The following is a 26,140-nucleotide window of genomic DNA, read 5'->3' on the forward strand; positions in this document are numbered from 1 at the left end:
TTGACAGGACAGCAGTGCCGGTTTGCTTGCGACCGCGCCGGCCGTCCCTAAGGACGGCTGCGGGCAGGCCTGTCAGGCCTGCAGGCGCCAGGGCTCGTCCTTCTCAAAGCCGGTTTCCGCAAACGCTTCTGTCTCTGCCGCATTAGTGCGGAAAGCGCCGAGCGCGCCGGCCATGGCCTGGGCTTCTTTGGACAGGCCGAGACTGGACGAGGTGACCTCCTCGAACAGGCCCGCGTTGCGGGTGGTGGCGTCGTCGAGATTGGCCATAGCCGTGTTGATCTCCTGCAGGCTGCCGGATTGCTCGGTGGAGGCCTGCGAGATGGTTTTCATCAGATCTGCCGCGCTGGCGACGGAATCGGATATCTCGCCGATAGCAGAGCGGGTCTGCTCGACCAGATCAGCGCCCAGTTCGACATTCTGGCCGGACTCGTCCACCAGCGCTGCAATCTCGGTTGCCGCCTCTTTGGAGCGGTGCGCCAGGGTGCGGACCTCGGAAGCCACCACTGCAAAGCCTTTGCCGACAGTGCCGGCACGGGCGGCTTCGACGCCGGCATTCAGCGCCAGCAGGTTGGTCTGCTGGGCGATCGCTTCAATCATACCGATGATGCGGGAAATCTTCTCCGAGCTTTCCTTGATCGCCTCCATGGCGCCATAGGCGCGCTTCACCACTTCGATGCTGCCGCTGGCATTGCGCCGGGCGGCTTCGACCGAGGCAGAGGCCTCGCCGGAAGCCTGAGCAGTGCCGGTGATCGAGACCGAGAGCTGGTTAACCGCCGCAGCGGTGCCGGCCAGGGTCTGCGCTGTGCGCTCGGAGCGCTCTGACAGGTCGCGTGAGGCGGCAGAAATTTCGGTGCTGACTCCCGCAATGGACTGGCCGTTTGCACTCAGGCTGCGGACTGATGCCTCGAGTTTTTCCAGCGCCGCATTGAAGTCGTCGCGCAGCTTGGCATAGCCCTCGCCCATCTCGACGCGGATGCGTGTGGTCAGATCGCCCTGCGAGAGCCGCTCCAGCCCGTCGGCGAGCGCAGTCACCGCCGCAGTCTGTTCGGCCAGGCGCGCGTCCCGCTCCTCGGCGGCTGCGGCTTCGACCTCCGCCTTTTCCACCAGCCCGTCACGGAACACCGCCAAGGCGTTGGCAATGCGGCGGATTTCATCGCTGGAACGGTCGTAGCCCTTAACCGGGCGCAGGTTGCCAGCGGCCAGCCGCTCTGTGGTGCCGCTGATGTCCGCCAAGGGCCGCAGGATCAGGATCCTGGTCAGGATCAGGGCCGCGACAAACACGCCGGCGGACACGGCTGCCAGGATCTGCAGCTGCCGCTGCGCTGCCGACACATCAGCGGCCAGCCCGTCCGCAATCGACGCGATTTCCTGCTGGCTTTGGTTGCCCAGGCCGGCTGCACGGCCAGCAAATTGCAGCACCGCTGCCACCGTCGCCTCAGACGCGGCAGCCGCCTCTTCCGCGGCTTCCAGAGAAGCGATCTTGAAGGCCGGCAAGCCCTGGTCAGGATCGGCCAGCGCGATCATGCCCTCCAGCTCCTGCGCAAAGACGCCACTGCCGAATCCGGTATAGCCCTGCAACGCGGCCGCAGCCTCCTGCAGCGGACCGGCTGCGGCAGTGGAAGCCTCGATGCCGTGGGCCGCTGCCATGTCCAGCGCAGCCACCTGGAAGGCGCTGATCCAGCTGTTGATCTCCAGGAGCCGCAAGAGCACTTCGACCTGGTTGTCGAGCAGGCCTTGTATGGCAGTGCGGTTGTCGGCGCTGGCCTGTGTGGCGGCCACCGACAGGGTGAATACCATACGCTCCATCGCCTGAGTCAGCGGGCGCACGCTGGCGTTGCGGGCACTCAATACTTCTTTGCGGCTGTCCTTCAGCTCCTTGCGGCTGGCAGTCAAAGTGGAGCGGAACAGTTCAACCCCTTCCTGCACTTTCTTGGCGCGAAACGCATCCAGGCCCAGCTCCTCCAGCCGGCCCATCACCGGTTTCAGCCGCTTGAGGGCGTCGTTGGCCATCTTCTTGAGCGCGCGTTTGGTGGGCACATCGCGCACATGCCCCAGCGCCAGTGCGGCACCAGACAGGACGCTGATGTCCGCGCGCGCCTCCAGCAAGGTCTGCAGGCTGCCGAACTGCTGATCCACCAGGTTGTTCAGAACCTCGTCGACCTGAATGATGGTTTCCTCGCCGCCGTCCATAAGGCTGTCGCGTGATTGTGCGGCGACCTGCACAAGCTTTTCCTGCACGCTCTGGCTGAGGGTCTGAAGGGCGGCGGTCTGAGTGTCTATCCACGCCTGGTTGCGGAACGCGGCCTTGCGTGCGGCAAGCAGGTTGCTGAGCCGGCTGGCAGCAGCATCCGCCTCCGGAGCGAACACGGCCTGCTCGGACGCAGGCAGTTCCGAAACGCTGCCGTCCAGCGTCGCCAGGGCTGCTGCAGCGATTTCTTCCGCCGCTGCCAACTCCTCGACCGAGCCGGCCTGCAATACGCCAATCATCGCGTTCTTGGCTTGGCTGGCGGCGCTGACCATGCGCGCGCTGAGCTCCAGCTGCGGAACCTTTTCCCCTCTCAGAACTTCCATCTGGCTGCCAGTCTGGCCAAAGACCAAAGTGACGAGCACGCCGCCCGCCGCCGCCGTTGCCCCCATCGCCATCAGGATCAATGTGATCTTGGCGCCAATGCTGGAGAACAGCCGGAACCCGCGTTTTGCCGGGGCGTTTTTCTTCGAAGTCATACTTTCACTCACGTCTTTTAACTGCAGCCCGCGCCGGGACCGGACAGGCCTGCAGCCGCTGCAGCGGGCCCGTGAACCCTCAGCCCACAGGTCAGCACCGCGCAACAGGCCGCCAACTCTCTAAAGAAGGGCCGCAAGACGTAAAGAAAGGGTGAGTCCAGCGCAGAATTTCGCGCAGATTTTAAGCAACCGCCTGCCGCAAAGGCCGGTGCAGCGCGCAGGAGGCTGCGGCCGCCCCCCCCGCCGAAGTTCGCCGCCGCCCTGTTGCGGCAGCGGCATCGGTGTATCAGTCCGGAACGCCGGCCTGGCGCAGGGCCGAGGCCCATTCCTGGCCGGACGGGCTCATCGCGGCCGGATTGTCGCGTTGGTATTGCGACAGGCAGAACTCGGGCGCAGCCTCCAGCAGTTTCTGCACCGTGCTGCGGGCCTCTGCGGCCTGGCCTGACATCTGCAAGGCAATCGCCTTGGAGCGCAGCGGCTCCGGGAAGGCGCGTTTAGCAGCAAGCGCGCGGTCGGACAGTTCAATTGCACGGCCGTAGTTGCGCGCCGACAGGTTGGCCAGCGCCGAGAGCGTGTCGAAGTAGTAGCACTGCGGCCCCAAAGGTGTCAGCCGCCGCGCGGCGTCTGTCATCTGCACCGCTTCGTCGGCCATGTTTTGATAGGCCAGCGTCTCGCCTTTCAGGAGCAGCGCCAGCGCCTCGTTCGGGTTGTCGCGCAGCGCCAGGTTGTAGGCATCCAACGCCAGATCGAAGCGGAAGGTCAGATGGCTGCAAATGAGTCCCTTAAGCGTTTGGGCGAGGGAAAAGCCTGGCGCCGCAGCTATGGCCGCTTCGGCCATCTGGCAGGCCGTGCGGCTGTCGGATTCGCGACTGGGCGACAGCCCCCGCTCCACCCGCATCACATGCCAGAAGCCCATCCATGTCAGCGGCAATGCATGCCCGGGTTCGCGCTCGAGCAATCGGGACAGGATGCTGTGCGCCTGCTGGAACTTCTGCACATCCATTTCCTGCATCAGCGAAATTGCCGCCATCAGCAGAGTGTGGCTTTCCAGCGCGGAAAGCGGTGTGAAATCAGCCAGCCGGACGGCCTCACCGGCGGCAGTCTGGCCGATTTGCAGGGTGGTATCGCGCAGCACATTGCTGCGGCCCGCCATAAGGCTGTCCAGGGAGCCTTCGAAGCTGCGCGACCAGATCACCTTTTCGCGCTTTGCATCATGCAGGTCGATTTCGGCATGAAAGCGGCCGCCGCCGCTGCTGACGGCGCCCGACACCAGATAGTCGGACCCCGCCACCGAGGAGACCTCCGACGGGCGGACCGTTTCAGGATTGAAATGGCGGGAGGCCAGATAGGAGGTGACCGAAAAGGACCAGCTGCGCGACAGGCAGCGGGACAATTCCTCCGAGATCAGCGAGCCGAGCGGTGCCGCGGCCTCGCCCGGGGCGCGGTGCGCGAATGGCAGCACCGCGATCGAGGGCAGCAGCCCGTCGAGCACCACGCGGCCCGGCTGTGTTCCTGACTGCGGCGCCGCGGCTGCGGGCTGCCGCGCCAGTTGCGACCGGGCCTCCTCGAGCCAGCTGTTGAAGACGGCCTCATGCGGCAGCTCAAATCCTTCCATGAAGACCGAAGAAGCGTTGCCGCTGTCCAGCTCCACCCTGGTCAGGTCGAGAATGACCCGCTCCCGATTGGCGTAGATCAAGCTGGCGGCGTCCGGCCCCAGGTGCCGCCGCAGTGTCGACAAGGCGGTGCGCAGACTGGCCTTGGCCTGTTCCGGCTGCGCCAGGCACCATAGTGTTTTTTCCAGAAATGCCCGGGTCCGGATGCCGCCCTCGGCGGTGGACAGCAGCGCCATAAGCGCCTGATGCTTGGCCCCAAGCTGCACGCAAGTTCCGTCCGATTGAAACACTCCAAAAGCACCAAACCGGCGAATCTTCAGAAAGACAGTCATCCGCTACCCCACTCAACGTTCAGACACATGAGATTAAAGTACCGTTACTGTGCACACCTTTAGGTTGTTTTGCAATTAGAGATTGCAAATCATGCGGCAGCGGCCGCTGCAAGACCATATCGGACAGGCGCAATCGCAGAAAAATATGGAGTCTTCAGGCGGTGTCAGAGGCAGAAAATGCAGAGGTTTCGATGAATTCGAGGTTCAAAGAAGCGCACGCATCATAAACTCAAAAATATTTACACGCAAAAGCAGCATTAATCCGCCGGAACATCCAAGGCCGCTGCATTGTGCCAGACCGCCTCTGCCACGCGTCGCGCAGCAGAGCGGCTGCATCCGCTCAGGCCGCGGCCTAGGCCAGTCCTTGCGTTGCGCAAGTCCCCCGCAGTGCGGCGCAGAAGCGTGCCGCGGCGGGTGACAGCTGATGCTCCAAGCGGACGCAAAGGCCCACGGGGCCAAGTGTGCTGCCCGTATCCATCGGCAGCGCCGCCATCGTGCCCGCCTCGAGGTCCGGCCGCACCACACCCTGGCTGATGATCCAGATGGCCCGATGCGCCAGCACAAAGCGCCGCCCGAAACTGGACGACACGGTTTCCAAGGGGAACCGGGGCATCGCCAGCCCCTGCTCTAGAAACATCCGCTCCACCAGCGGCCTGATGACTGCCCCTTCTGACGGCATGAGCACCGGGTAATCCTCGAAAGCCGAAGGCGGCAGTCGGCTCGCACCGGCCAGCGGATGGTCCTGTGCCACAACCGCAGCCACTCGTTCGCGGTAGAGCGGGTCAAAGCCGACGCCCGCCATGGTTTCCGGCGCGGGCATCCGCCCCACCACCACATCCAGCCGGCCGCGCCGCAGCATGTCGATCAGATGGCGGTTGCCTCCGGAAATCACCGTGAAACGGCCCGGCGCACCGGTACTGCGCAGCGCTGCCAGCGTGTCGGGGACCAGATCCGCCGCTGCCGTGGGCAGAGCCCCGATGATGACCGCCGGCCCGTCGGCCTCATCCAGACCGCGCAGCAGCGCCACCCCGTCGCGGGCCAGCGCCAGGCTGCGGCCGGCATGGTCGCGGAACAGCTCGCCATAGCTGCTGAGCCGGATCCCGCGGCCGTGTTTTTCAACCAGCGGCTTGCCGCAGACCGCCTCAAGCTCGCGCAGCGCCCGGGTGACCGCGGGCTGGGTCATGCCCAGCGCCTCGGCCGCCTGGGTGACGCTCGTCCGGCGGGCGACTTCGACGAAGACCTCCAAATGGCGCAGTTTCAAGGACGACGATAGACGCATATCATTTCGGTTATTAGTTTATGCCTAATCCAAGATTATACAGATCACTTACGGCATGCGATACTCCCCTGCAAAGGGAGACTGGAATGACGCAAGACAGTTACGACCGCGGCATGCAGGTGCGCCGCCTGGTGCTGGGCGATGCCCATGTGGACCGTGCCGAGGCTGCCAAGACACCGCTGGACCAGCCCTTTCAAGAGCTGATTACCGAGGCCGCTTGGGGCACGGTCTGGGCCTCTGGCCGGATCTCCTTGCGGGAACGCTCAATGCTGACGCTGGCGCTGCTGGCAGCCACCGGCAATTTCGACGAGATCCCGATGCACATCCGCGCCACCGCCCGTACCGGCGCCAGCCGGGAGGACGTGCTGGAGGCCTTCCAGCATGTGGCCATCTATGCCGGGGTGCCGCGGGCCAACCGCGCGCTGAAACTGGCCAAGCAGACATATGCTGAAATGGACAGCGAGGGAGGGGAAACCGCATGACCAAGCCGCCGCAGCCCGGGGAGTTCTATCAGAGGAACCGCCGCTGGCACCCCCCTGCCCTGTCGCAGGAATACAAGACTTCGGTCGCCCGCTCCCCCCGGTTCCCGCTGATCAGCCTGGAAAACACCGCCAGCGAGATGACCGGGCCGGTGTTCAGCCACAACGACATTGCCCCCGCCGACAATGACCTGCTGTCAAATTTCGCCCAGCCAGGTGACAGCCCGATCGGCGAGCGCATCATCGTGCATGGCCGGGTGCTGGATGAAAACGCGCGGCCGGTGCCGAACACGCTGGTGGAGGTCTGGCAGGCCAATGCCTCCGGGCGCTACCGGCACAAGAAAGACACCTATCTGGGCGCGCTGGATCCGAATTTCGGCGGCTGCGGCCGGACGCTGACGGACGAGAATGGCCAGTATCATTTCCGCACTGTGAAACCCGGCGCCTACCCCTGGCGCAACTGGGTGAACGACTGGCGGCCCGCGCATATCCACGTCTCGGTCTTTGGCACCGGATTTGCCCAACGGCTGATCACCCAGCTTTATTTCGAAGGCGACCCGCTGATTGCGCGCTGCCCTATCGTAAACACCATCCCGGACCCGGAAGCGGTGGAGATGCTGGTGGCGCGGCTCGATATGAACGCCACCATTCCACTGGACACCATCGCCTACCGCTTTGACATCGTGCTGCGCGGGCGGCGGTCCACCCTGTTCGAGAACCGGCTGGAGGGGAACTGATGCGCCAGAAGTTGGACCATCTGAAGGAAACGCCTTCGCAAACCGCCGGGCCGTATGTCCACATCGGCCTGGCCCCCGGCGCGGCGGGATTTGAGATCTACGAACAGGAGCTTGGCTGGGACATTGCCGGACCCAGCGCCAGCGGCGAGCGTATCCGGGTGGAGGGCGTCGTGACCGACGGCATCGGTTCGCCGGTCAAGGACGTGCTGCTGGAGGCCTGGCAGGCCAATGCAGACGGCAACTATGCCCACCCGGAGCACACAGGCGAGGTGGAGGACGGTTTCCGCGGCTGGGGCCGGGTGATTACCGATTTCGAGACTGGCGAATGGGGTTTTGACACCGTGAAGCCCGGGCCGGTGATGGGCCGGGGCGGCCAGATGATGGCCCCGCATATCAGCCTGTGGATCGTGGCGCGCGGCATCAACGTGGGGCTGAACACGCGGATCTACTTTGAGGATGAGGCCGCGGCAAATGCTGCCGACCCGGTGCTGAATGTAATAGAGTGGGAGCGCCGCCGCGCCACCCTGATCGCCAAGCGTGAGCAACGGGACGATCTGGCGGTCTACCGGTTCGACATCCGCCTGCAAGGCGAAGATGAGACCGTGTTCTTCGACATCTGAAGGGGGATCCAATGAGCAAGCCTTGCATCATCTGCGTTGCCATTACCGGCTCTGTCCCGACCAAGGAAAACAACCCGGCGGTGCCCGTCACCATCGAGGAGCAGGTCGAAAGCACCCAGGAGGCGTTTGAGGCCGGCGCCTCAATCGCTCATTGCCATGTGCGCAACGACGACCAAACTCCGACCTCGGACCCGGAACGGTTTGCGCGGCTGATGGAGGGGCTGCAAAAACACTGCCCTGGCATGATCGTGCAGCTGTCGACCGGCGGCCGCTCCGGCGCGGGCCGCGAGCGCGGCGGCATGCTGCCGCTGCGTCCCGATATGGCGTCGCTGTCGGTGGGGTCCAACAACTTCCCAACAAGAGTCTATGAAAACGCCCCCGATCTGGTGGACTGGCTTGCATCAGAGATGCGCGCTCACGAGGTCAAACCGGAGATAGAAGCCTTTGACCTGTCGCATATCCACCAAGCGGTGAAGATGAACCGTGAGGGCCGCATTCCCGGCACACTCTATGTGCAGTTTGTCATGGGAGTAAAAAACGCGATGCCGGTCGACAAGGACGTGTTCGATTACTACGTCAAGACTATGCAGCGGCTGGCGCCGGAGGCCCAGTGGTGCGGCGCCGGTGTCGGGCCGGGGCAGATCCTGGTAAATGAATGGTCAATCGCCGCAGGCGGCCATACCCGCACCGGACTGGAAGACAACATGCGCCTGGACCGGGAAACACTAGCGCCCTCCAACGCGGCGCTGGTAAAACGGGCAGCTGAGCTGTGTGAAAAATACGAACGCCCCGTCGCCACCTGGCAGCAGGCGCGTGAGATCCTAGAGCTACGCCCTGCCTGACGCCCGCTTCGGGCCAGCGGCCCGAAGCCATGCCCAAAGCCGCCAGGCGGCCCGGCAGGGCAGCCGCGGGCGCGGGAGCCCCTGCCTTCCCGCCAGACAGGTCAGCTTTCTCCGGACAGATCCTTCAAAATCGGACAGTCCGGGCGGCTGTCGCCGGCGCAGCCTTTGACCAGCTCGCCCAGCGTGTCCCGCATTGCCTGCAGGTCCGCGATCTTCTCCTCGATTTTGGCAAGATGCTCCTGCGCCAGCTGCTTCACATCCGCGCTAGCGCGGCTTTCGTCCTCATAAAGCGCCATCAAGGTGCGGCAATCCTCGATGGTGAAGCCCAGCGCCCGGGCGCGGCCCAGAAACGCCAGTTTGTGCAGGTCGGTCTCGGCGAAGCAGCGGTAGCCGTTGGCGCTGCGGTGCGGCTTGATCAGGCCGATGTCCTCGTAATAGCGGATGGTCTTGGCAGGCAAGCCAGAGCGGCTGGAAACGTCCCCGATGTTCATGCGCGCGCCTCCTGCTGGGCGTCCGCCTTGGCCGCAGATACAGCCTGAGCCTCATCTACGGCCGGTTTCAGGCGGCGCAAGCGCAGCGCGTTCGACAAAACGAAAACACTCGACAGCGCCATGGCGCCTGCCGCCAGCGCAGGCGACAGGAGCGGGCCGCCAAGGGGATAAAGCACGCCCGCTGCCACCGGGATCAGCAGCACGTTATAGCCAAAAGCCCAGCCCAGGTTCTGGCGGATATTGCGCATGGTGGCGCGGCTGACGGTCAGCGCGTTGACCACCCCGCGCAGATCGCCGGAGACCAGCACCACATCCGCGGCTTCGATAGCCACATCAGTCCCAGTGCCGATGGCGATGCCTGCATCCGCTGCTGCCAGTGCCGGGGCGTCATTGATGCCATCGCCGATAAACGCCAGCATACCGTGTTCAGCCTGCAGCTCCTTCAGCACCTTCACCTTGTCCGCCGGCAGGCATTCGGCCTTCACCACGTCAATGCCCAACCGCGCAGCGATTGCCTGTGCCGTGCCGGCCGCATCGCCAGTGACCATGGCCACCTTCAAGCCCTGATCATGAAATGCCTTGATCGCCGCCGGGGTACCCGGCTTGATCGGGTCCGCCACCGCAATCACCGCCGCAAGCCGGCCGTCAATGGCAACATAGAGCGGGGTTTCGCCGCGCTCAGCCAGCCGCGCTCCTTCCGCCTCGAGCGCGCCGATTGGGATGCCTTCGCGCGCCATCAGCCGGGCAGCGCCGGCCAGCACCACACGGCCCTCGACCTCTGCCCGCAGGCCAAAGCCCGGGATCGCCTCAAAGTCTGAGGCCTTGGGCAGCCCTTTGCCCGCCGCCGCCGTAATTGCGCGAGCAATCGGGTGTTCGGACTGCGCCTCAGCGGCGCCAGTCAGGCGCAGCACCTCCTCGCGGGTGAAATCTTCGGCGCAGATCAGCTCGGTCAGCGCCGGTCGGCCCTCGGTCAGAGTGCCGGTCTTGTCGAGCGCCACCACCTTAACCTCCTGCAGCCGCTGCAGCGCGTCGCCCTTGCGGAACAGCACACCCATCTGGGCGGCGCGGCCGATACCCACCATGATCGAGGTCGGCGTGGCCAGCCCCATGGCGCAAGGGCAGGCGATGATCAGCACAGAAACACCCGCGACCAGTGCCAGCGGCAGTGACGGCGCCGGGCCGAAGACGGACCAAGCCAGCACAGTCAGCGCCGCAATCGCGATCACTGCGGGCACGAACCACAGGGTAATCCGGTCGACCAGCCCCTGCACCGGCAGCTTGGCACCCTGCGCCTGCTCCACTAAGCGGATGATCTGCGCCAGCACGGTGTCACGCCCCACACGGGTTGCACGGAATTCCAGCGCCGCGTTGCCGTTGATAGTGCCTGCCGATACTTCATCGCCGCGGGACTTGGCGACCGGCACCGGCTCGCCGGAGATCATGCTTTCGTCAACGTAGGAACTCCCGGAGGCAATCTCGCCATCCACCGCGATCCGTTCGCCCGGACGGACCCGGATCAGGTCGCCGGTGCCGATTTCTTCCACTGGGGTTTCGATGGTATCGCCGCTGGAAACCACCATCGCGGTCTTGGGCTGCAAACCGGCCAGCTTGCGGATCGCGGCACCGGTGCGGCCCTTGGCACGGGCCTCCAGGAAGCGGCCCGTGAGGATCAGCACCACGATCACCGCCGCTGCTTCGTAATAGACATTGGCGGTGCCTGCGGGCAGCAGATGGGGCGCAAAGGTGGAGATTACCGAGAACCCATAGGCCGCGGCAGTGCCCAAGGCCACCAGGGCGTTCATGTCGGGGGCGCCCCGGAACAACGCCGGGAAACCCTTGGCATAGAACTGCCGCCCCGGCCCCGCCAGCACCGCGGTGGTCAGCGAGAATTGCAGCAAGTAGCTGTTCTGCATACCGATGTTCGCCGCCACCCAATGGTGCAGTGCCGGGACCATGTGGCCGCCCATTTCAATCAGGAACACCGGCAGCGTCAGCAGCGCGGCGATCAGCACCTGACGGCCCAGAGCGGAAATCTCACCCGCCTTGCGCTGGCTGGCCTGCTCGGCCTCATCCTCCGCCGCGCCGCTAAGACGGGCAGGATAACCGGCCTCTGTCACCGTGCGGACCAAATCTGCGGCGCGAGTCATGCCGGTCAGATAGCGGACCTGCGCGGTCTCGTTTGCCAGGTTAACGCTGGCCGACAGCACCCCCGGCACCGCCAGCAATGCACGTTCAACCCTGCCTACACAGGAGGCGCAGCTCATGCCGCTGATCACCAGCACGGCCTGCGTTTCCGCGGCAGGATAGCCGGCGGCGGCCAGGGCACCGGTCAGATCCGTCAGCACCACATCCTGGGCAGCCTCGACCTGACCGGTGGCGTTAGCCAGGTTGACGGAGGCCGACTGGACCCCCTCCACCGCTGCCAAAGCGCGTTCTGCCCGGCCAGCGCAACCTGCACAGCTGAGGTTGGTGATGTGCAAAGAAATTTGGCTCATGTCTGACATCGGAATTCCGCCGGTTCTGTACCATTGACAAAGGATATGAGGGTTCCAGTCAGGGGAAGGTCAAGGGGAAGTGCCAAGATTCCTTCCCAAAACCGGAAGCCTTCAGGCAAAACGCTGGAAATCGAGGATTTTTCATTGTGCCAGGATGGCGCGGACCGCAGCCCAGCTGTCGCTTTCGGGGCAAAGCCCGAGGCGCCTCCCCTGTTAGGGTGCCGAGGCGATGCTTGCGCGTGCCGGCCGGCAAATGTAACGCTGGGTCATTCCGGCCCGCGGCGCAGCCGCTGGCACCGCATTCACCCCGGACCCGCCAGGCGGCGGCCCGGTCCCGCAGATAAGAACGAAGGACCAGTCACATGATCAAGACCCGCGCTGCCGTTGCGGTTGCCCCCGGCAAACCGCTGGAAATCATGGAAGTGAACCTGGAAGGCCCCAAGGCGGGCGAGGTTCTGGTGGAAATCAAGGCAACCGGCCTGTGCCACACCGACGAATTCACCCGCTCGGGCGATGACCCGGAGGGCATCTTCCCGGCGATCCTGGGCCATGAGGGCGCGGGCGTTGTGGTCGAGGTTGGCGAAGGCGTGACCACCCTGAAGCCCGGCGACCACGTGATCCCGCTTTATACGCCCGAGTGCCGTGAGTGCGAATACTGCCTCAACCCCAAGACTAACCTGTGCCAGGCAATCCGCTCCACCCAGGGCGCCGGCCTGCTGCCGGATGGCTCCACCCGCTTCTCGATGCAGGACGGCACCCCGATCCACCACTATATGGGCTGCTCGACCTTCGCGAACCACACCGTGGTTCCGGAAATCGCGCTGGCGAAAATCCGCGAGGACGCACCATTTGACAAGGTCTGCTACATCGGCTGCGGCGTCACCACCGGCATCGGCGCGGTGATCAACACCGCCAAGGTGGAGATCGGCTCGCGCGCGGTGGTCTTCGGCCTCGGCGGCATCGGCCTCAACGTGATCCAGGGCCTGCGGCTGGCCGGCGCCGACCAGATCGTCGGTGTTGACCTGAACCCGGGCAAGGTGGAGATGGCCACGCATTTCGGCATGACCGATTTCGTCAACCCGAGTGAGGTCGAGGGCGATCTGGTGGCGCATCTGGTCGAAGTGACCGGCGGCGGCGCAGATTATACCTTTGACGCCACCGGCAACGTGAACGTGATGCGCACCGCGCTGGAAGCGGCGCACAAGGGCTGGGGTGAATCGATCATCATCGGCGTGGCACCCGCCGGGGCCGAGATTTCCACCCGCCCGTTCCAGCTGGTCACCGGCCGCTCCTGGCGCGGCACCGCCTTTGGTGGTGCATCGGGCCGCACCGACGTGCCGAAGATCGTCGACTGGTACATGGACGGCAAGATCGAGATTGATCCGATGATCACCCACAAACTGACGCTGGACCAGATCAACGAAGGCTTCGAGCTGATGCACGAAGGCAAGTCGATCCGCGCAGTGGTGGAATTCTGATCCCGGGATTCATGTGAAACACAACAACGCAGGCCCTTAGGCCTGCGTTTTCCTTTACCCCTGCCACCAGGGCCGGACAAAAGTCAGTTTTCAGTGATCGCTTCAACGGCGTCAAGGCTGACGTCATAGCCCCAAAGACGGCGCAGGTGCTTCAGCACTTCATCCAGATCCTCTTCGTCCAGGTGGATGCCGTCGCGCACGGTGTGGGTCAGCTTCAGCTCCCGGTCGCCGCGCAGGTCGGCGTCGGTGACCTGGATGTCCGGTTCCAGATAGGCAAGGTCATACTGTTTCGCCAGATCGCGGCGGATCGCCTTGTAACCCGCACGGTTGTGGATCTGGCTGACCACCAAGTTGGGCAGCTCTGCGTCATTGGTCAGAGTGAACAGCTTGAACTTACGGATCAGGTTCGGCGACAGGAACTGCTGGATGAAACTTTCGTCCCGGTAGTTCGCCCAGGCGTCCCGCAGCACCCCGCGCCAGTCCGGGTTGCCGGCGAAATCCGGGAACCATTCGCGGTCCTCATCGGTGGGATCCTGGCAAATGCGGCGGATATCCTGCATCATCGCAAAGCCCAGCGCATAAGGATTGATGCCTGAATAGCGCGGATCGTCATACTCCGGCTGCATTACCACGTTGGTATGGCTGTGCAGCATCTCCATATACGCTCCTTGCGTGATCTGACCCTGTTCATGGAGCTTGCTGATGATGTAATAGTGCACGAAGGTCGCGCAGCCCTCGTTCATAACCTTGGTCTGCTTCTGCGGGTACAGGTACTGCGCCAGCATCCGCACGATGCGCAGAATCTCGCACTGCCAGGGTTCCAGCACCGGGCTGTGCTTTTCCAGAAAATACAGCAAGTTCTCCTGCGGCAGATTCATCAGCTTGCGGCGCGCGCTGAAATCGGCGTCCTCCACCAGCTCCAGCTTGTCCCGGCCCAGAGTCGTGTCGGTCCAGATATCCAGCACGCTCTGGCCGCTCTCGTAGCCCTCGCGCACCTTCTGCATCGCCACCAGCTCTTCCCTGGTAGGCTTGGGAGGCCGCCCGTAGCGGAACACACCCTGGGATTGCAGCGCGTGGGCCGCGTCCAGCACCTCCTCCACGGCCATCGGGCCATAGCGTTCCTCGCAGGCGGCAATGTAGTTTTTGGCAAATGCCAGGTAATCATGGATGCCCGCAGCATCGGTCCATTGCTGAAACAGATAGTTGTTCTTGAAGAAATGATTGTGCCCGAAAGCCGCATGCGCCATCACCAGCGTCTGCATCGCCATGGTGTTTTCTTCCATGTTGTAGCTGATGCAGGGATTCGAGTTGATCACGATTTCATACGCCAGCCCCTGCCGGCCGGTGCGGTAGAGCGCCTCGTCGCGGGCGAAATGCTTGCCGAAGGACCAGTGCTGATACATCAGCGGCAGGCCGACGCAGGAATAGGCATCCAGCATCTGCTCGGCAGAAATAATCTCAATCTGGTTGGGATAGACATCCAGCCCAAGATCATTGAGCGCGATCTCCTCGATCGCGTCGCGCGCTTTTTCCATCAGCTCGAAGGTCCATTCCGGCCCATCGAACAGCGGCGTGCGCGCCGTTTCAGCTGCCTGCATACTGCGCCCCTTTCACCTTAGGGAGGAAGAACTCCCGGAATATCGGATAGATGTGGCCAGGCTGCGAGACCCGCTGCATTTCAAAATGCTGCGCCTGCGCCTTCACCTCGCGGTAGTTCTGCCACAAGTCTTCGCCTGCTTCGGGGTTGTTCAGCAGCATCTCCGCCGCCTCATCGACAATTTCCACATAGGCATAAAACTGGCTGACCGGCAGCAGGTCGTTCAAAAGCAGGTTTTTGCAGCGGGCCGAGTCATTGCCGAAGTTCTCACCATCCGAAGCCTGGGCACCGTAGATGTTCCATTCATCCGGCGGATAACGCTCCTCAATAATCTCCTTCATCTTCTCCAGTGCGGTAGATACGATGGTGCCGCCGGTTTCGCGGGCGTAAAAGAAGGTTTCTTCATCCACTTCCTGTGCGTGATGGGTATGGCGCACGAACACCAGCTCGGTGTGCTCGTAGCAGCGTTCCAGAAACAGGTGCAGCAAGAGGAAGAAGCGCTTGGCCAGATCCTTCTCGCGCTCCTGCATGGAGCCGGAGACATCCATAAGGCAGAACACGACAGCACGGGAGTTGCGGATCTTTTCCGGCACGAAAGTGTCGTAGCGCAGATCCAACGGGTCAATGTAGCCAACCACCTTGCGCTTGCGGATGATCCCCTCCAGCCGCTTTTTCAGCGTCTCCAAAAAGTCCTCTTGCGGCGGGGTGCGCTCGTCCAGCGCCTCTAGCTCGGCAATCTGCTCTTCCAGTTCGCGCTGGGATTTCGTGGTGGGGCGCTGCAGGGCGATACGGCGGCCCAGAGAGTTGCGCATGGTGCGCACCAGGTTGAGGTTGTTCGGCGTTCCCGCCGTGGTCAGGCCCGCGCGGCGGGTGCCGATTGTTTCGGTTTCCACCGTGGCCTTTTCCACCAGGTCTGGCAGTTCCAGCCCCTCGAACAGGATTTCCAGATACTCCTCCTGTGTGAGGGTGAAGGAAAACTCGTCCTCGCCTTCACCATCCTCGGAGGCCTTGCGGCCGCCCTGCCCGGCGCCGCCCTGGGGCCGTTTGATGGTGTCGCCGACAACAAATTCCTTGTTGCCCGGCAGCACATGACGCCGCAACCCGCCCTTGGAGGAATGGAAGAACCGCGGCTCCTTCAGCCCCCGTGTCGGAATGGTGACCTTCTCTCCTTCGTCCGGGACGCCGCCGCTTTGGATCGACTTGCCCCGGACCGACTGATCGACGCGCTCCTTAATATTCTCCCGGGCCCGCCGCAGGAACCGCTGGCGGTTCCCGAGGCTCTTGCCCTTTGGGTTGGCGCGCCTGTCGATGAAATGATGCATGTTGCACAGCGCTCCTCTTTAGCCCGCCTTGTTGACCCGCATGTACCATTCGACCAGACGGCGCACCTGGCGGTCGGTATAGCCGTGACCACGCATCCGTTCGACGAACTCCTGATGCTTGCCTTCGGTCTTGCTGTCCTTCTTGGACCCGAAGGAGATCACCGGAAGCAGTTCCTCGACCTGGCTGAACATGTGCTTTTCGATCACATCGCGCAGCTTCTCGTAAGAGTTCCACGCTGGGTTCTTGCCGGTATTGGCGCGGTGGCGCAGGGCGAATTTGACCACCTCGTTGCGGAAATCCTTGGGATTGGCGATGCCGACGGGCTTTTCGATCTTGCTAAGCTCCGCATCCAGAACCTCGCGGTTATAGAGCTGGCCGGTGTCTGGATCCTTGTAATCCTGCTCCTCGATCCAGGCATCGGCATAGGAGATATAGCGGTCGAACACGTTTTGGCCGTATTCGGTATAACTTTCGAGGTACGCCTTCTGGATCTCGTTGCCGATGAATTCCTCATAGCGCGGTGCCAGTTCGGTTTTGATGAACTCCAGATACTTCTGTTCCGTCTCTTGCGGGAACTGCTCGCGCTTGATCATCTGCTCCAGCACATACATCAGATGCACCGGGTCTGCCGCCACCTCGTTGGTGTCGAAGTTGAAGGTGGTGGAGAGCACCTTGAAGGCAAAGCGGGTGGAAATCCCGTTCATGCCCTCGTCAACACCGGCGCGGTCCTGGTATTCTTGCACCGTCTTGGCCTTGGGGTCTGTGTCCTTAAGGCTTTCGCCGTCATAGACCCGCATCTTGGAATAAAGGTTTGAATTCTCATGCGGCTTCAGGCGCGTCAGCACCGAGAAGCGGCTGAGGATCTTCAGCGTCTCCGGAGCGCATGGCGCGCTACGCAGTTCGCTGTTCTCGATCAGTTTCTCGTAGATTGAGGTCTCATCCGAAACGCGCAGGCAGTAGGGCACTTTGACAATCGACACCCGGTCGATGAAGGCCTCGTTATTCTTGTTGTTCTTGAAAGACTGCCATTCGCTTTCGTTAGAATGCGCCAGGATCAGGCCGCTGAAGGGAATGGCGCCGAAGCTTTCGGTGCCCATGTAGTTGCCTTCCTGGGTCGCTGTCAGCAGCGGGTGCAGCATCTTGATCGGCGCCTTGAACATCTCGACGAATTCAAGGATGCCCTGGGTCGAACGGTTCAGGCCTCCAGAGAAACTGTAGGCATCCGGATTGTCCTGGCTGAAATGCTCCAACTGGCGGATGTCGACCTTACCGACCAGGGTGGAGATATCCTGGTTGTTCTCATCACCCGGCTCCACCTTGGCGACACAGATCCGGCGCAGCCGCGACGGATACAGGCGGACAACGGAGAACTTGTTGATATCGCCATCGAATTCATCCAGCCGCTGCACGGCCCAGGGTGACATCAGCCCCGGCAGCCGGTGCTGGGCAATGCCGTATTCCTCTTCCAGCACTTTGCCCATCCGGACCGGATCAAACAGGCCCAGCGGGCTTTCGAAGATCGGAGAAATCTGGTCACCGGCCTTGAGCACGTAAATCGGCTGATCCTCGACCAAGCGCTTAAGCCGTTCCGCCAGGGAGGATTTGCCGCCGCCAACCGGACCCAGAAGGTAGAGGATCTGCTTGCGCTCCTCCAAACCCTGCGCGGCGTGGCGGAAATAGCCGACGATACGTTCGATCGTGTCTTCCATGCCGTAGAAGTCGTGGAAAGCGCTGTAGCGCTTGATCGTCCTGTTCTGAAAGATCGGTCCCAGGCGGGCGTCCTTAGACGTATCCACCAGCTCTTCCTGGCCGATTGCCTTCAACATCCTCTCAGCGACATTCGCGTACAGGCTTGGATCGTCGCGGCAAGCGTTCAAATACTCTTGCAGCGGCATTTCCTGCTCGCGCGTTTCGCCGTACTGCTCTGCAAAAAGTTCGGCAATGTCTTTCATTTTGAATCAAGCCTCCTGATTAGCTGGCGCCGTTCCTCCTGGCGTTTTAGTTCGCGCACGGACAGATAGTGCCCAGCACGTGGGCATGGATGTCCGCGTCAGTGTTGAGTTCTGATTTCTGCTCGGCGCCGCTACTGGCGGTGTTACGTCCGGCTGGCCGCTCTTTGCGGCGGCCTGCGCCCGGAATCCAGGGCTGTCGGCGTCGTTTTACTTACTCTCGAGCTTACACCAATTACGAACTTCTTACTATCTGAAAGTGGTGTACTTTTAATTAATTGCCAGAAACTTTTGCGGGAAATTGATATCACATCACAGCGATCTGCCTTGCTGCCCAGCCCTTCTGCATTGCGGCATTTCAAACACATTCGCGCAAACTGTCCAATACTGCGTCAGTGCCGGATGCACGTCAGCAGAACGCGGCAGCATGGCAGAAAACCAGTGGATTCGCACCGACAGCATCCGGGTTATTCAACCGCCCGGGATCAGTGCGCACCTGAGCGCAGCATCACAGGGCCGTGAAAAAGCTTCGATATTCTGCGGCAGACAGGACACGGTTTGCAGGGAAATCCACAGAAAGTCGCACCCTGCACACTGGACAGGACTGAAAAAATTGTCACATTGTGACCTCAAAATGGCCGCAAAAGACGGCCGCTAGGCAAAACACAGGCAACGAAACCACGCGGCGCGCTCCCATATTTCGGGCGCGACGCGCACAGATGGGCGGTAAGTTTATGAGCACGGTCGCATTTATCACCCGCGATATGGCGGGCACCACGCAGCATGGCAATTTTGCCGAAGGCACTCCCGCGCGCATTGACGCGGGCCATGCAAAGGACATCTCGCTGAACCTCCGGCCTGCAGATGTCGAAAGCTATTCCCGGAAGGGCAACGATCTTCACATCACACTGGCGAACGGCCAGGAGCTGGTGCTGGACAACTACTACGCCTTTGGAACAACCGGCGGGAAGAACCTGTTCCTGAGCGATGACGGCCAGTTCATCGAAGTGGTGCTGGAAGACAAATCCGGCGGCATGCTGTTTGCGACCTATGAGCCGCTTGACTTGTCCGGAAAATGGAGCGCCTACGACGAGATGGTGTTTCTGGATGTCGACCGGATCGAACCGGTCGTGGCACCGCTGGCCGCACCGCTGATTGGCGGGCTGGGTACAGCCGGCGCCGCCGCGGGCGTCGTTGGCGCGGCAGCCCTTGCCACCGGTGGTGGTGACGATGGCGATGGCGGCGGGGACGGCGGCGGAGGTGGCGGCGGCGGCGGCCGCAATGGCGATACCTATGTTACCATCGACAGCGGTCAGGCCGGCGGAGATGACACAATCAGCGCCGCCGAAGCAGCGGCCGGGGTGACCCTGACAGGCACCGCTGAGCCGGGCTCCACCGTGGAAGTGACCTTTCAGGGTGTGACCCGAACCGTGACGGCGGCTGATGACGGAACTTGGAGCGCGGATTTCGCGTCGTCGGAAATCACCGGCGGTGAGTACGACGCTCCGGTCAGCGCCACCTCGACAGATGCCTCCGGCAACACTGCGACCACCGCCTCCACCATCCGCATCGACACGGAAACCACGGTTGCGATTGATTCCAACCAGGCCGGCGGCGACGACATGATCAATGCTGCCGAAGCTGCAAACGGCGTGACCCTGACCGGCACCGCCGAGGCAGGCGCTTCAGTGGCGGTGACCTTTCAGGGGGTGACACGGACGGTGACGGCCAGCGACCAAGGCATCTGGAGCACCGATTTTGCAGCCTCGGAGATCCAGTCCGGCGAATACGACGCAGACGTCACCGCAATTGCAACTGACGCCTTTGGCAACACGGAAACCGCCACTGGCACGATCCGCGTCGACACAATCAATTCGGTTGCCATTGACGCAGGCCAGTCCGGCGGCGACGACCTCGTGAACAATGCCGAAGCTTCCGCAGGGGTGATCCTGACCGGAACCGGCGAGCCCGGCGCATCGGTCAGCGTGACCGTGGAGGGCGTCACCCGTAACACCACGGTGCAGTCCGACGGCACCTGGTCCGCGGAATTCGAAGCGGGCTCCCTGCCTGGCGGGGAATACGATACCACGGTCAGCGTGACCTCCACCGATGCGGCAGGCAACAGCGCTTCGGCAACTGCGGACCTGCGAGTGGACACGCTGGTTGATCCGCTCACCGTGGAGACCGCAAGCGTCGAAGGGGACGGCATTGTCAACCATAGCGAACGCAGCGACGGGGTGACGCTGACCGGCACCGTAGAGCCGGGTTCCACCGTTGTTGTACAGCTGGGCAGTGCGGTCGAAACCGCGACAGTGGATTCCGCCGGCAACTGGAGCGTGGACTTCGCCGCCTCCGATATCGCCGAGGGCAGCTATGAGGCGGACGTGATCGTGACCGCCACGGATGCGGCTGGCAACACAGCAGAAATCAGGGACACGCTGGAAATCGACACCGAAGTGGACCCGCTCGCTGCGGACACTATCTCAGGCGACGGCGTAGTCAACGCGGCCGAGCTAAATGCCGGGCTGACCCTGACCGGCACGGTCGAACCCGGTTCCACTGTCGATGTTGCCATCGGCGGTGTGACCCGGGCAGCAACCGTCGATTCCGCCGGCAACTGGAGCGCCGAGTTCGAGGCCAGCGATCTGCCGGACGGCACTTACTCCAGCCAGGCGGAAATCACCGCCACCGATGCCGCGGGCAACACCGAGACCCTGACCGAAAACTTTGCAGTCGACACCGACTATGACGCGCCGAATATGGGCACTGTTTTTGACACCAGCATTGGCTTTGAAGGCTTCAGAAGTGATGACTTTGAGGCTGATGACAGTGTGCATGAGCTGACCAGCAGCGGAGACGTTGTCGATGTCCCAGGAACAATTTCCACCGCGAACAACGGCACAATCACCTACGACTTTGACAACGATATTCCAGATGGCTCGCATCTGGTGGTCAGCCGCGAAGATGCTGCCGGCAACAGTTCGAGCACGTTGGTTGTCCTGGAGGACGGCATCGACAGCAGCGCCCTCGGGAACGCAGGCCTGTCCCAGTTTAACGTCGATGAATTGAACCTGATCCACGCGGACAATTCCGACCTGACGCTGACGGAGGCGAGCATTAACGCCCTGTCCGGCAACTCGAACACGCTGGTCGTCCATGGAGACGGGAACGACACTATCACATTGGATGGTGCAACACAGCAAAGTGACCGGATCATCGATAATGAGACTTATCACGTCTACACAATCGGCGACGATGGCACGACGCTGGTTGCGGACGAAGACGTCAACGTCAACACAGTGATCTGATCTTCCGGCCCGGCTGCCTCCGCTGCCGGGCCCAAAACATCAAAAGCCTGGAACAAAAGGGCAAAAGGGCAGGATGCAACCGGGACGCTTTCTTTGCGCCATCGCAGTGATGTGCAGTCTTTCAGGCTGCGCAGCCCCCCCCTTTGGCGATGCGGAAGCCAGCGGGCCGCGCAGCAATTTCGCGCAAACAGGCGAGGCCTCTTCCGAGGTGATCAGTGCCCTGATGGAGCGCCGCTCGCTGCTGATGGCGGACAGTGCCTACGGGCAGGTGGCCGCGGCAGCCATCGCCGCCTCCTCGCGCGCAACCGAGGCAGAGCTGATCAGCGCCAAGCTGCGTGCGGAAGCCGCGTCCAAGAACTGGTTCCCGACCCTGGGGCCTTCGGTCAGCCTGACCGATCTGGGCGATCTGGTCGCCGGGTTGCTGATTGAACAGGTGCTGTTCGACAACGGCCGCCGCAAGGCGGAGCGCGAGTTCGCCGCCGCTGATGTGGAGGTCGCCGCTGTCAGCCTGTCGCAGGACATGAACGGCCGGGTGGAAACCGCCGTCGGGTTATATGCCGCGGCCTTGCGCGGCGATGAGAAGGCCGCCTATGGCGACCGCGCGCTGCGCCGGATGCAGGAATTCCGCCGCATTGTGCAGGGCCGGGTTGATGGCGGCGTGTCCGACCGGGCGGACCTTAACGTGGTGGACAGCAAGATCAGCGGCATCCGCACCGCCACCGCCACCGCTCGTGACGCCGCCGCAACTGCACGCGCTGAGCTGCAGGCGATGACCGGCCAGTCGTTTGATCGCAAACCTTCGCATCTTGGCATCGGCACACCGCCCGAACACGTGCAGTTCCTGTCAGTGCTCAAGGCAGGTTCCGAGGCGGAGCGCACAATTGCCCAGGCCAAATCCGGCCGTGCCGGCCTGCTGCCGCAGATCGCTGCGTCCGGAAATGTGACCTCTGACGGGTCCGGCGCTGGCATTACCTTGGGCACCGGCCAGCCGCTGGGGCTGGGCACGCCTGCCGCGATCCAGGCGCTTGAGGCCTCCAAGGAGGCCGCCAGACGCCAAGTGGGGGAGGCCGAGGAAGCCGCCCGGCGCACCTACAGCCGCCAAGTGCAGCAGATCGCCTCCTATCAGCGGCAAGAGGCAGAGACGGCCGCGCTGGTGCGCCGCAGCCGCGAAACCTATGAACTGTTCCAGAAGCAATTCGAGGCCGGCCAGCGCCCGGTAATGGAAGTGATCCAGGTTTACGAGGAACTGGTGCGGCGCGAGCAGGCTTACATCGACGCCAAGTATGAGGTGGTGCTGATCCAGCTGGAGCTGGCACGCGACCTGGGGCTTCTGGCTGATGGGGACAAGATTTGACCGACACCACGCAAAGGCCGCCCCGCCCCTTGCCCGCCGCCAGCAAGAAGCCGGTGCTGCGGGCGGTTCCGGTTCCCGTGCCGCAGGACGCCTCGCAAGGGGCGAAGCAGCCTGCCAGCCCCCCTGGCTCGGCGCCTGGTCCTGATACCCGGCTGAAACCCAAGACTGACAACCGGCCCAAGCCGCAGGACCCGCAGCCCGAAGTCGGCTCCTTGCTGGAAGGGGCAGCCGCCCGTATTCAGCACCGCGCCAGCCTGATCGCCACGCTCTCCGCCTTGAAGGGCAGCGAAGTGCCGGTTGGCGACGTCGCCGCATTTTTGTGGAAGGAAACGCCGGGCGATCTGTCCCTGCACACGCTGGCAAAGGCGGTGCAGTCCGCCGGGCTGCAGCCCAAGGTCCTGGAAAAGCAGCAGCTTGCCCCTGCACTGTGGCCTGCGCTGGCGATTATGTCCGGCGGCCAATGCGTGCTGGTGCTGAGCCAGGCGGAAGACGCGCTGACGATCTACGACACCTCCTGCCCGGATAACCGTACCGAGGTGCCGCTGGAGGAGTTCAGCCCCTATTTCACCGGCACCGTGCTGTCGGCCCGCCCGTCGCTGAAGCAAATGGCTGCCAGGCACACGCCGCAGATCGATCCCGGCCACTGGTTCTGGAGCGAGTTCCCCAAATACCGCCGCCAGGTGGGCGAAATCATGCTGGGCTCCTTGGTGGCCAACATTCTTGCGGTGTCGGTCGCGCTGTTCTCCCTGCAGGTCTACGACCGGGTCGTGCCGCACCAGTCGCACGCAACCTTGTGGGTACTGGCGATCGGGGCCTTCCTGGCGATTGCGCTGGAGGCGATGCTGAAACTGGCGCGCGCCCGGCTGACCGACGCGGCAGGCCGCCAGATAGAGCTGTCGGTGCAGCACAACCTGATGCGCCGCCTGATCGGCATGAGGTCCGACAAGAAGCCCTTGCCGCCCTCTGGCCTGTTTGCCGCGATGCGGGATTTCGGGTCGGTGCGGGAGTTCTTTACCTCTTCCACGATCTCGACGCTGGCTGACATCCCCTTTATCGCCGTGTTCCTGCTGCTGGTCGCCTCCATTGCCGGGCCGGTTGTCTGGGTGATCATTGCCGGCGGCATTCTGATGCTGCTGCCTGCCTACTTCATGCAAAAAAAGATGATTGCCTATACCCGGCAGACGCAAGGCGCCAACGCCAAGGCAGGGCGGCTGCTGCATGAGGTGGTGACCGAGCTCGACACCGTGAAGACCCAGCGCGGCGAGGAGCGCGTGCTGCGGCTGTGGGATGAGCTGAACACGCTATCGTCGCACTCCGCCACCGAGCAGCGCAAGCTGTCCAGCGCCCTTACCTACTGGTCGCAAGGGGTGCAGCAGGCCACCTATATCACCGCCGTGGTGCTAGGCACGCTGTTGGTCTTTGCCGGTGAATTTACTGTTGGCACCATCATCGCCACCGGCATCCTGACCAGCCGTACGCTGGCGCCGCTGACGCAATTCGCCGCCACCCTGGCCCGCTGGAGCAACGTCAAGGCGGCGCTGGAAGGCTTGGACGCCATCGCCCAGGCGCCGCAGGAGAAAGAGAAAGAGCGCACCTACCTACGCCGTCAGAAGATCGAAGGCCGGTTCGAGCTGCGCGAGATCCTGTTCCGCTATGAGGACGACGCGGCCCCGACGCTGGATGTTCAGGCCGTTGCGGTTACGCCCGGCCAGCGCGTTGCAGTTCTGGGCGTTAACGGCTCCGGTAAGTCTACCCTGCTCAAACTAATGTCCGGCCTCTATGCGCCCGATCGGGGCCGCATCCTGCTGGATGGCACCGACATGGCGCAGATCGATCCGCGCGACCTGCGTGCCAACATCGGCTATCTGAGCCAGGACGTACGGCTGTTCGCCGGATCCTTGCGCGACAACCTGAACCTCAACCAGCTGGAACGCGACGATGACCGGCTGATGGAGGCGCTGGAATTTGCGGGCCTCGGCGCCCATGTCCGCAACCATCACAAGGGCCTGGACCTGGAGATCAGCGACGGCGGCCATGGCCTGTCGATTGGCCAGCGCCAGTCGATCGGCTGGGCGCGGCTGTGGCTGCAGAATCCTTCTGTCGTGCTGCTGGACGAACCCACCGCGGCGCTGGATCAGACGCTGGAGCGCACCCTGGTCAGCCGCCTGGAAAGCTGGCTGGACGGCCGCACCGCGGTGATCGCAACCCACCGTATGCCGATCCTGTCTCTGACCAACCGAACCCTGATCCTGCAGTCCGGCCGGATGGTGGTGGATGGTCCGCGCGACCAGGTTCTGGCGCATCTGGCCGCAGGAGAGGGCAATTGAGCATGGCGCTTCGCGATCCCTACGGAGATGCCCAGACGCCACGCAGCGCCAGCCGCATCATCTACCTGGCACTGGCCGCAGTGCTCACCTTCCTGATCTGGGCTGCCTTTGCCTCCATCGACGAGATCGTGCGCGGCGAAGGCCAGGTGGTCTCCTCGTCGCGCGCGCAGATCGTGCAGAACCTGGAGGGTGGTATTCTGGCGGAACTGCATGTCCGCCAGGGCGATATCGTGACCGCGGGCCAAGTGCTGGCCAAGCTGCAGGACACCAAGTTCCGCACCGCCGCCGATGAACTGCAAAACCAGATCGATGCATTGGAAATCAGGCGCCACCGGCTGGAAGCCCAGATGAAGGGCGCCTTTGAATTCGCGGTACCCGACATGCTGGCGCAGCGCTCCGCCGGCATTCTGGCCTCTGAGCGCGGCCTGCTGACCGCGCGGCAGACCGACTTCAGCAGCCGCCGCGACAGCGCCCGGCAGATCCTGGAGCAGCTGAATGCTGAGCTGGCAAACTTGGAGCGGCTCTACAAGCAAAAGATCGTGGCGCTGAATGAGGTGAACAAGGCGCGCAAGGCGGCCACCGACGCCCGGGCCAAGTACAACGAAATCGGCACCCAAGCAGAACTGGAGCAGGCCGAGGAATACGCCCAGACCTTGCGTGAAATCACCACCTTGCGGCAGGAGCAGCGGCTGGCGGTGGATCAGCTGAACCGCACCATCATTACCTCCCCAATGGCGGGGATCGTGAACAGCCTGTCGGTGACCACCATCGGCGGCGTGATCCGCCCAGGCGAAGAGATACTTGAAATCATCCCGCTGGGCGAGGAGCTGTTTGTCGAAGCGCGGGTGAAACCCGAGGACATCGCCAGCGTGCAGCCAGGCCAGGACGCCACCGTCAAGCTGTCGGCCTACGATTACACCATCTACGGTTCGCTGCGCGGCAAGGTCGACTTCGTCTCTGCCGACACTTTCGAGGATGAGCGCAACCCGCGCGCCGACCCTTATTACCGGGTCACGGTCCGGGTCGACAAATCCGGTTTCACCGAACGCCAGCAATCAATCGAAATCCGCCCAGGCATGCGCGCCACAGCAGAGCTGCAGACCGGTGCCAAGACCGTGTTGCAGTACTTGCTGAAGCCGCTCTACAAATCCCGCGAGGCGCTGCGCGAGCCTTGACCCAGAACCGGTCTGGC

The 26,140-nt window shown here is 63.1% G+C and carries 17 protein-coding genes; 9 read left to right on the plus strand and 8 right to left on the minus strand.

Annotated features, from left to right (window positions below; all coding sequences use genetic code 11):
• Positions 1–72: 72 nt before the first annotated feature.
• The 3 genes from AC5STB_RS02855 to pcaQ all read right to left on the minus strand — a co-directional run bounded on the left by AC5STB_RS02855 (position 73) and on the right by pcaQ (position 5,930).
• Positions 73–2,724: a methyl-accepting chemotaxis protein gene (locus tag AC5STB_RS02855; RefSeq protein ID WP_495441474.1), complete on the minus strand. Its 2,652-nt coding sequence runs from the start codon at positions 2,722–2,724 to the stop codon at positions 73–75.
• Positions 2,725–3,010: 286 nt separating this feature from the next.
• Complete coding sequence (locus tag AC5STB_RS02860) at positions 3,011–4,669, minus strand: transcriptional regulator (protein WP_495441475.1); 1,659 nt, start codon at positions 4,667–4,669, stop codon at positions 3,011–3,013.
• Positions 4,670–5,021: 352 nt separating this feature from the next.
• Positions 5,022–5,930, minus strand: a complete 909-nt coding sequence (gene pcaQ / locus AC5STB_RS02865; protein ID WP_495441476.1) for a pca operon transcription factor PcaQ — start codon at positions 5,928–5,930, stop codon at positions 5,022–5,024.
• 104 nt (positions 5,931–6,034) lie between these two features.
• On the opposite strand from pcaQ, the gene pcaC reads away from it, so the two are divergent.
• The 4 genes from pcaC to AC5STB_RS02885 are packed head-to-tail and all read left to right on the plus strand — an operon-like array spanning position 6,035 to position 8,626.
• A complete protein-coding gene (pcaC, locus tag AC5STB_RS02870; RefSeq protein WP_495441477.1) occupies positions 6,035–6,430 on the plus strand; it encodes a 4-carboxymuconolactone decarboxylase in 396 nt (131 codons plus the stop codon).
• Positions 6,427–7,164, plus strand: a complete 738-nt coding sequence (pcaH, locus tag AC5STB_RS02875) for a protocatechuate 3,4-dioxygenase subunit beta (RefSeq protein ID WP_495441478.1) — start codon at positions 6,427–6,429, stop codon at positions 7,162–7,164. The genes pcaC and pcaH overlap by 4 nt, the downstream gene beginning before the upstream one ends.
• Positions 7,164–7,784, plus strand: coding sequence for a protocatechuate 3,4-dioxygenase subunit alpha (gene pcaG / locus AC5STB_RS02880; RefSeq protein WP_495441479.1), 621 nt, complete (start codon positions 7,164–7,166; stop codon positions 7,782–7,784). Before pcaH ends, pcaG begins: the two co-directional genes overlap by 1 nt.
• A gap of 11 nt (positions 7,785–7,795) precedes the next feature.
• Positions 7,796–8,626 carry a 3-oxoadipate:acetyl-CoA acetyltransferase gene (locus AC5STB_RS02885; protein WP_495441480.1) on the plus strand — a complete coding sequence of 277 codons (831 nt, stop codon included), beginning with the start codon at positions 7,796–7,798 and terminating at the stop codon, positions 8,624–8,626.
• Positions 8,627–8,727: 101 nt separating this feature from the next.
• On the opposite strand, the gene cueR is transcribed toward AC5STB_RS02885, so the two are convergent.
• Positions 8,728–9,117 carry a Cu(I)-responsive transcriptional regulator gene (gene cueR, locus AC5STB_RS02890; protein WP_495441481.1) on the minus strand — a complete coding sequence of 130 codons (390 nt, stop codon included), beginning with the start codon at positions 9,115–9,117 and terminating at the stop codon, positions 8,728–8,730.
• Positions 9,114–11,621, minus strand: a complete 2,508-nt coding sequence (locus AC5STB_RS02895; RefSeq protein WP_495441482.1) for a heavy metal translocating P-type ATPase — start codon at positions 11,619–11,621, stop codon at positions 9,114–9,116. The genes cueR and AC5STB_RS02895 overlap by 4 nt, the downstream gene beginning before the upstream one ends.
• A gap of 353 nt (positions 11,622–11,974) precedes the next feature.
• On the opposite strand from AC5STB_RS02895, the gene AC5STB_RS02900 reads away from it, so the two are divergent.
• Positions 11,975–13,090 carry an S-(hydroxymethyl)glutathione dehydrogenase/class III alcohol dehydrogenase gene (locus AC5STB_RS02900; protein WP_495441483.1) on the plus strand — a complete coding sequence of 372 codons (1,116 nt, stop codon included), beginning with the start codon at positions 11,975–11,977 and terminating at the stop codon, positions 13,088–13,090.
• Between the two features lie 83 nt (positions 13,091–13,173).
• Here AC5STB_RS02900 and AC5STB_RS02905 read toward each other — a convergent pair whose 3' ends face one another.
• The 3 genes from AC5STB_RS02905 to AC5STB_RS02915 are packed head-to-tail and all read right to left on the minus strand — an operon-like array spanning position 13,174 to position 17,962.
• A complete protein-coding gene (locus tag AC5STB_RS02905; protein WP_495441484.1) occupies positions 13,174–14,688 on the minus strand; it encodes a SpoVR family protein in 1,515 nt (504 codons plus the stop codon).
• Positions 14,675–16,009, minus strand: coding sequence for a YeaH/YhbH family protein (locus AC5STB_RS02910; RefSeq protein ID WP_495441485.1), 1,335 nt, complete (start codon positions 16,007–16,009; stop codon positions 14,675–14,677). The genes AC5STB_RS02905 and AC5STB_RS02910 overlap by 14 nt, the downstream gene beginning before the upstream one ends.
• 18 nt (positions 16,010–16,027) lie before the next feature.
• Positions 16,028–17,962 carry a PrkA family serine protein kinase gene (locus AC5STB_RS02915; protein WP_495441486.1) on the minus strand — a complete coding sequence of 645 codons (1,935 nt, stop codon included), beginning with the start codon at positions 17,960–17,962 and terminating at the stop codon, positions 16,028–16,030.
• A gap of 731 nt (positions 17,963–18,693) precedes the next feature.
• On the opposite strand from AC5STB_RS02915, the gene AC5STB_RS02920 reads away from it, so the two are divergent.
• The 4 genes from AC5STB_RS02920 (at position 18,694) to AC5STB_RS02935 (ending at position 26,123) form a co-directional block, all read left to right on the plus strand.
• Positions 18,694–21,267 carry an Ig-like domain-containing protein gene (locus tag AC5STB_RS02920; protein WP_495441487.1) on the plus strand — a complete coding sequence of 858 codons (2,574 nt, stop codon included), beginning with the start codon at positions 18,694–18,696 and terminating at the stop codon, positions 21,265–21,267.
• A 73-nt stretch (positions 21,268–21,340) separates the two neighbouring features.
• Positions 21,341–22,621, plus strand: coding sequence for a TolC family protein (locus AC5STB_RS02925; protein ID WP_495441488.1), 1,281 nt, complete (start codon positions 21,341–21,343; stop codon positions 22,619–22,621).
• The gene (locus AC5STB_RS02930; protein ID WP_495441489.1) at positions 22,618–24,948 is read left to right on the plus strand and encodes a type I secretion system permease/ATPase; all 2,331 of its coding nucleotides are present in this window, start codon (positions 22,618–22,620) and stop codon (positions 24,946–24,948) included. Before AC5STB_RS02925 ends, AC5STB_RS02930 begins: the two co-directional genes overlap by 4 nt.
• A gap of 2 nt (positions 24,949–24,950) precedes the next feature.
• Positions 24,951–26,123 carry an HlyD family type I secretion periplasmic adaptor subunit gene (locus tag AC5STB_RS02935; RefSeq protein WP_495444553.1) on the plus strand — a complete coding sequence of 391 codons (1,173 nt, stop codon included), beginning with the start codon at positions 24,951–24,953 and terminating at the stop codon, positions 26,121–26,123.
• Positions 26,124–26,140 lie beyond the last annotated feature (17 nt).

The sequence above is a fragment of the Leisingera sp. CC-HEC093 genome (genome assembly GCF_059429195.1).

Bases quoted from the DNA above. Each gene is read 5' to 3' on its own strand.
- AC5STB_RS02935 (WP_495444553.1), top strand. From the start codon at position 24,951: ATGGCGCTTCGCGATCCCTACGGAGATGCCCAGACGCCACGCAGCGCC.
- AC5STB_RS02895 (WP_495441482.1), bottom strand. From the start codon at position 11,621: ATGTCAGACATGAGCCAAATTTCTTTGCACATCACCAACCTCAGCTGT.
- pcaC (WP_495441477.1), top strand. From the start codon at position 6,035: ATGACGCAAGACAGTTACGACCGCGGCATGCAGGTGCGCCGCCTGGTG.
- AC5STB_RS02925 (WP_495441488.1), top strand. From the start codon at position 21,341: ATGCAACCGGGACGCTTTCTTTGCGCCATCGCAGTGATGTGCAGTCTT.
- AC5STB_RS02905 (WP_495441484.1), bottom strand. From the start codon at position 14,688: ATGCAGGCAGCTGAAACGGCGCGCACGCCGCTGTTCGATGGGCCGGAA.
- AC5STB_RS02860 (WP_495441475.1), bottom strand. From the start codon at position 4,669: ATGACTGTCTTTCTGAAGATTCGCCGGTTTGGTGCTTTTGGAGTGTTT.
- AC5STB_RS02920 (WP_495441487.1), top strand. From the start codon at position 18,694: ATGAGCACGGTCGCATTTATCACCCGCGATATGGCGGGCACCACGCAG.
- pcaH (WP_495441478.1), top strand. From the start codon at position 6,427: ATGACCAAGCCGCCGCAGCCCGGGGAGTTCTATCAGAGGAACCGCCGC.
- cueR (WP_495441481.1), bottom strand. From the start codon at position 9,117: ATGAACATCGGGGACGTTTCCAGCCGCTCTGGCTTGCCTGCCAAGACC.
- AC5STB_RS02855 (WP_495441474.1), bottom strand. From the start codon at position 2,724: ATGACTTCGAAGAAAAACGCCCCGGCAAAACGCGGGTTCCGGCTGTTC.
- AC5STB_RS02885 (WP_495441480.1), top strand. From the start codon at position 7,796: ATGAGCAAGCCTTGCATCATCTGCGTTGCCATTACCGGCTCTGTCCCG.
- AC5STB_RS02900 (WP_495441483.1), top strand. From the start codon at position 11,975: ATGATCAAGACCCGCGCTGCCGTTGCGGTTGCCCCCGGCAAACCGCTG.
- AC5STB_RS02910 (WP_495441485.1), bottom strand. From the start codon at position 16,009: ATGCATCATTTCATCGACAGGCGCGCCAACCCAAAGGGCAAGAGCCTC.
- pcaG (WP_495441479.1), top strand. From the start codon at position 7,164: ATGCGCCAGAAGTTGGACCATCTGAAGGAAACGCCTTCGCAAACCGCC.
- AC5STB_RS02915 (WP_495441486.1), bottom strand. From the start codon at position 17,962: ATGAAAGACATTGCCGAACTTTTTGCAGAGCAGTACGGCGAAACGCGC.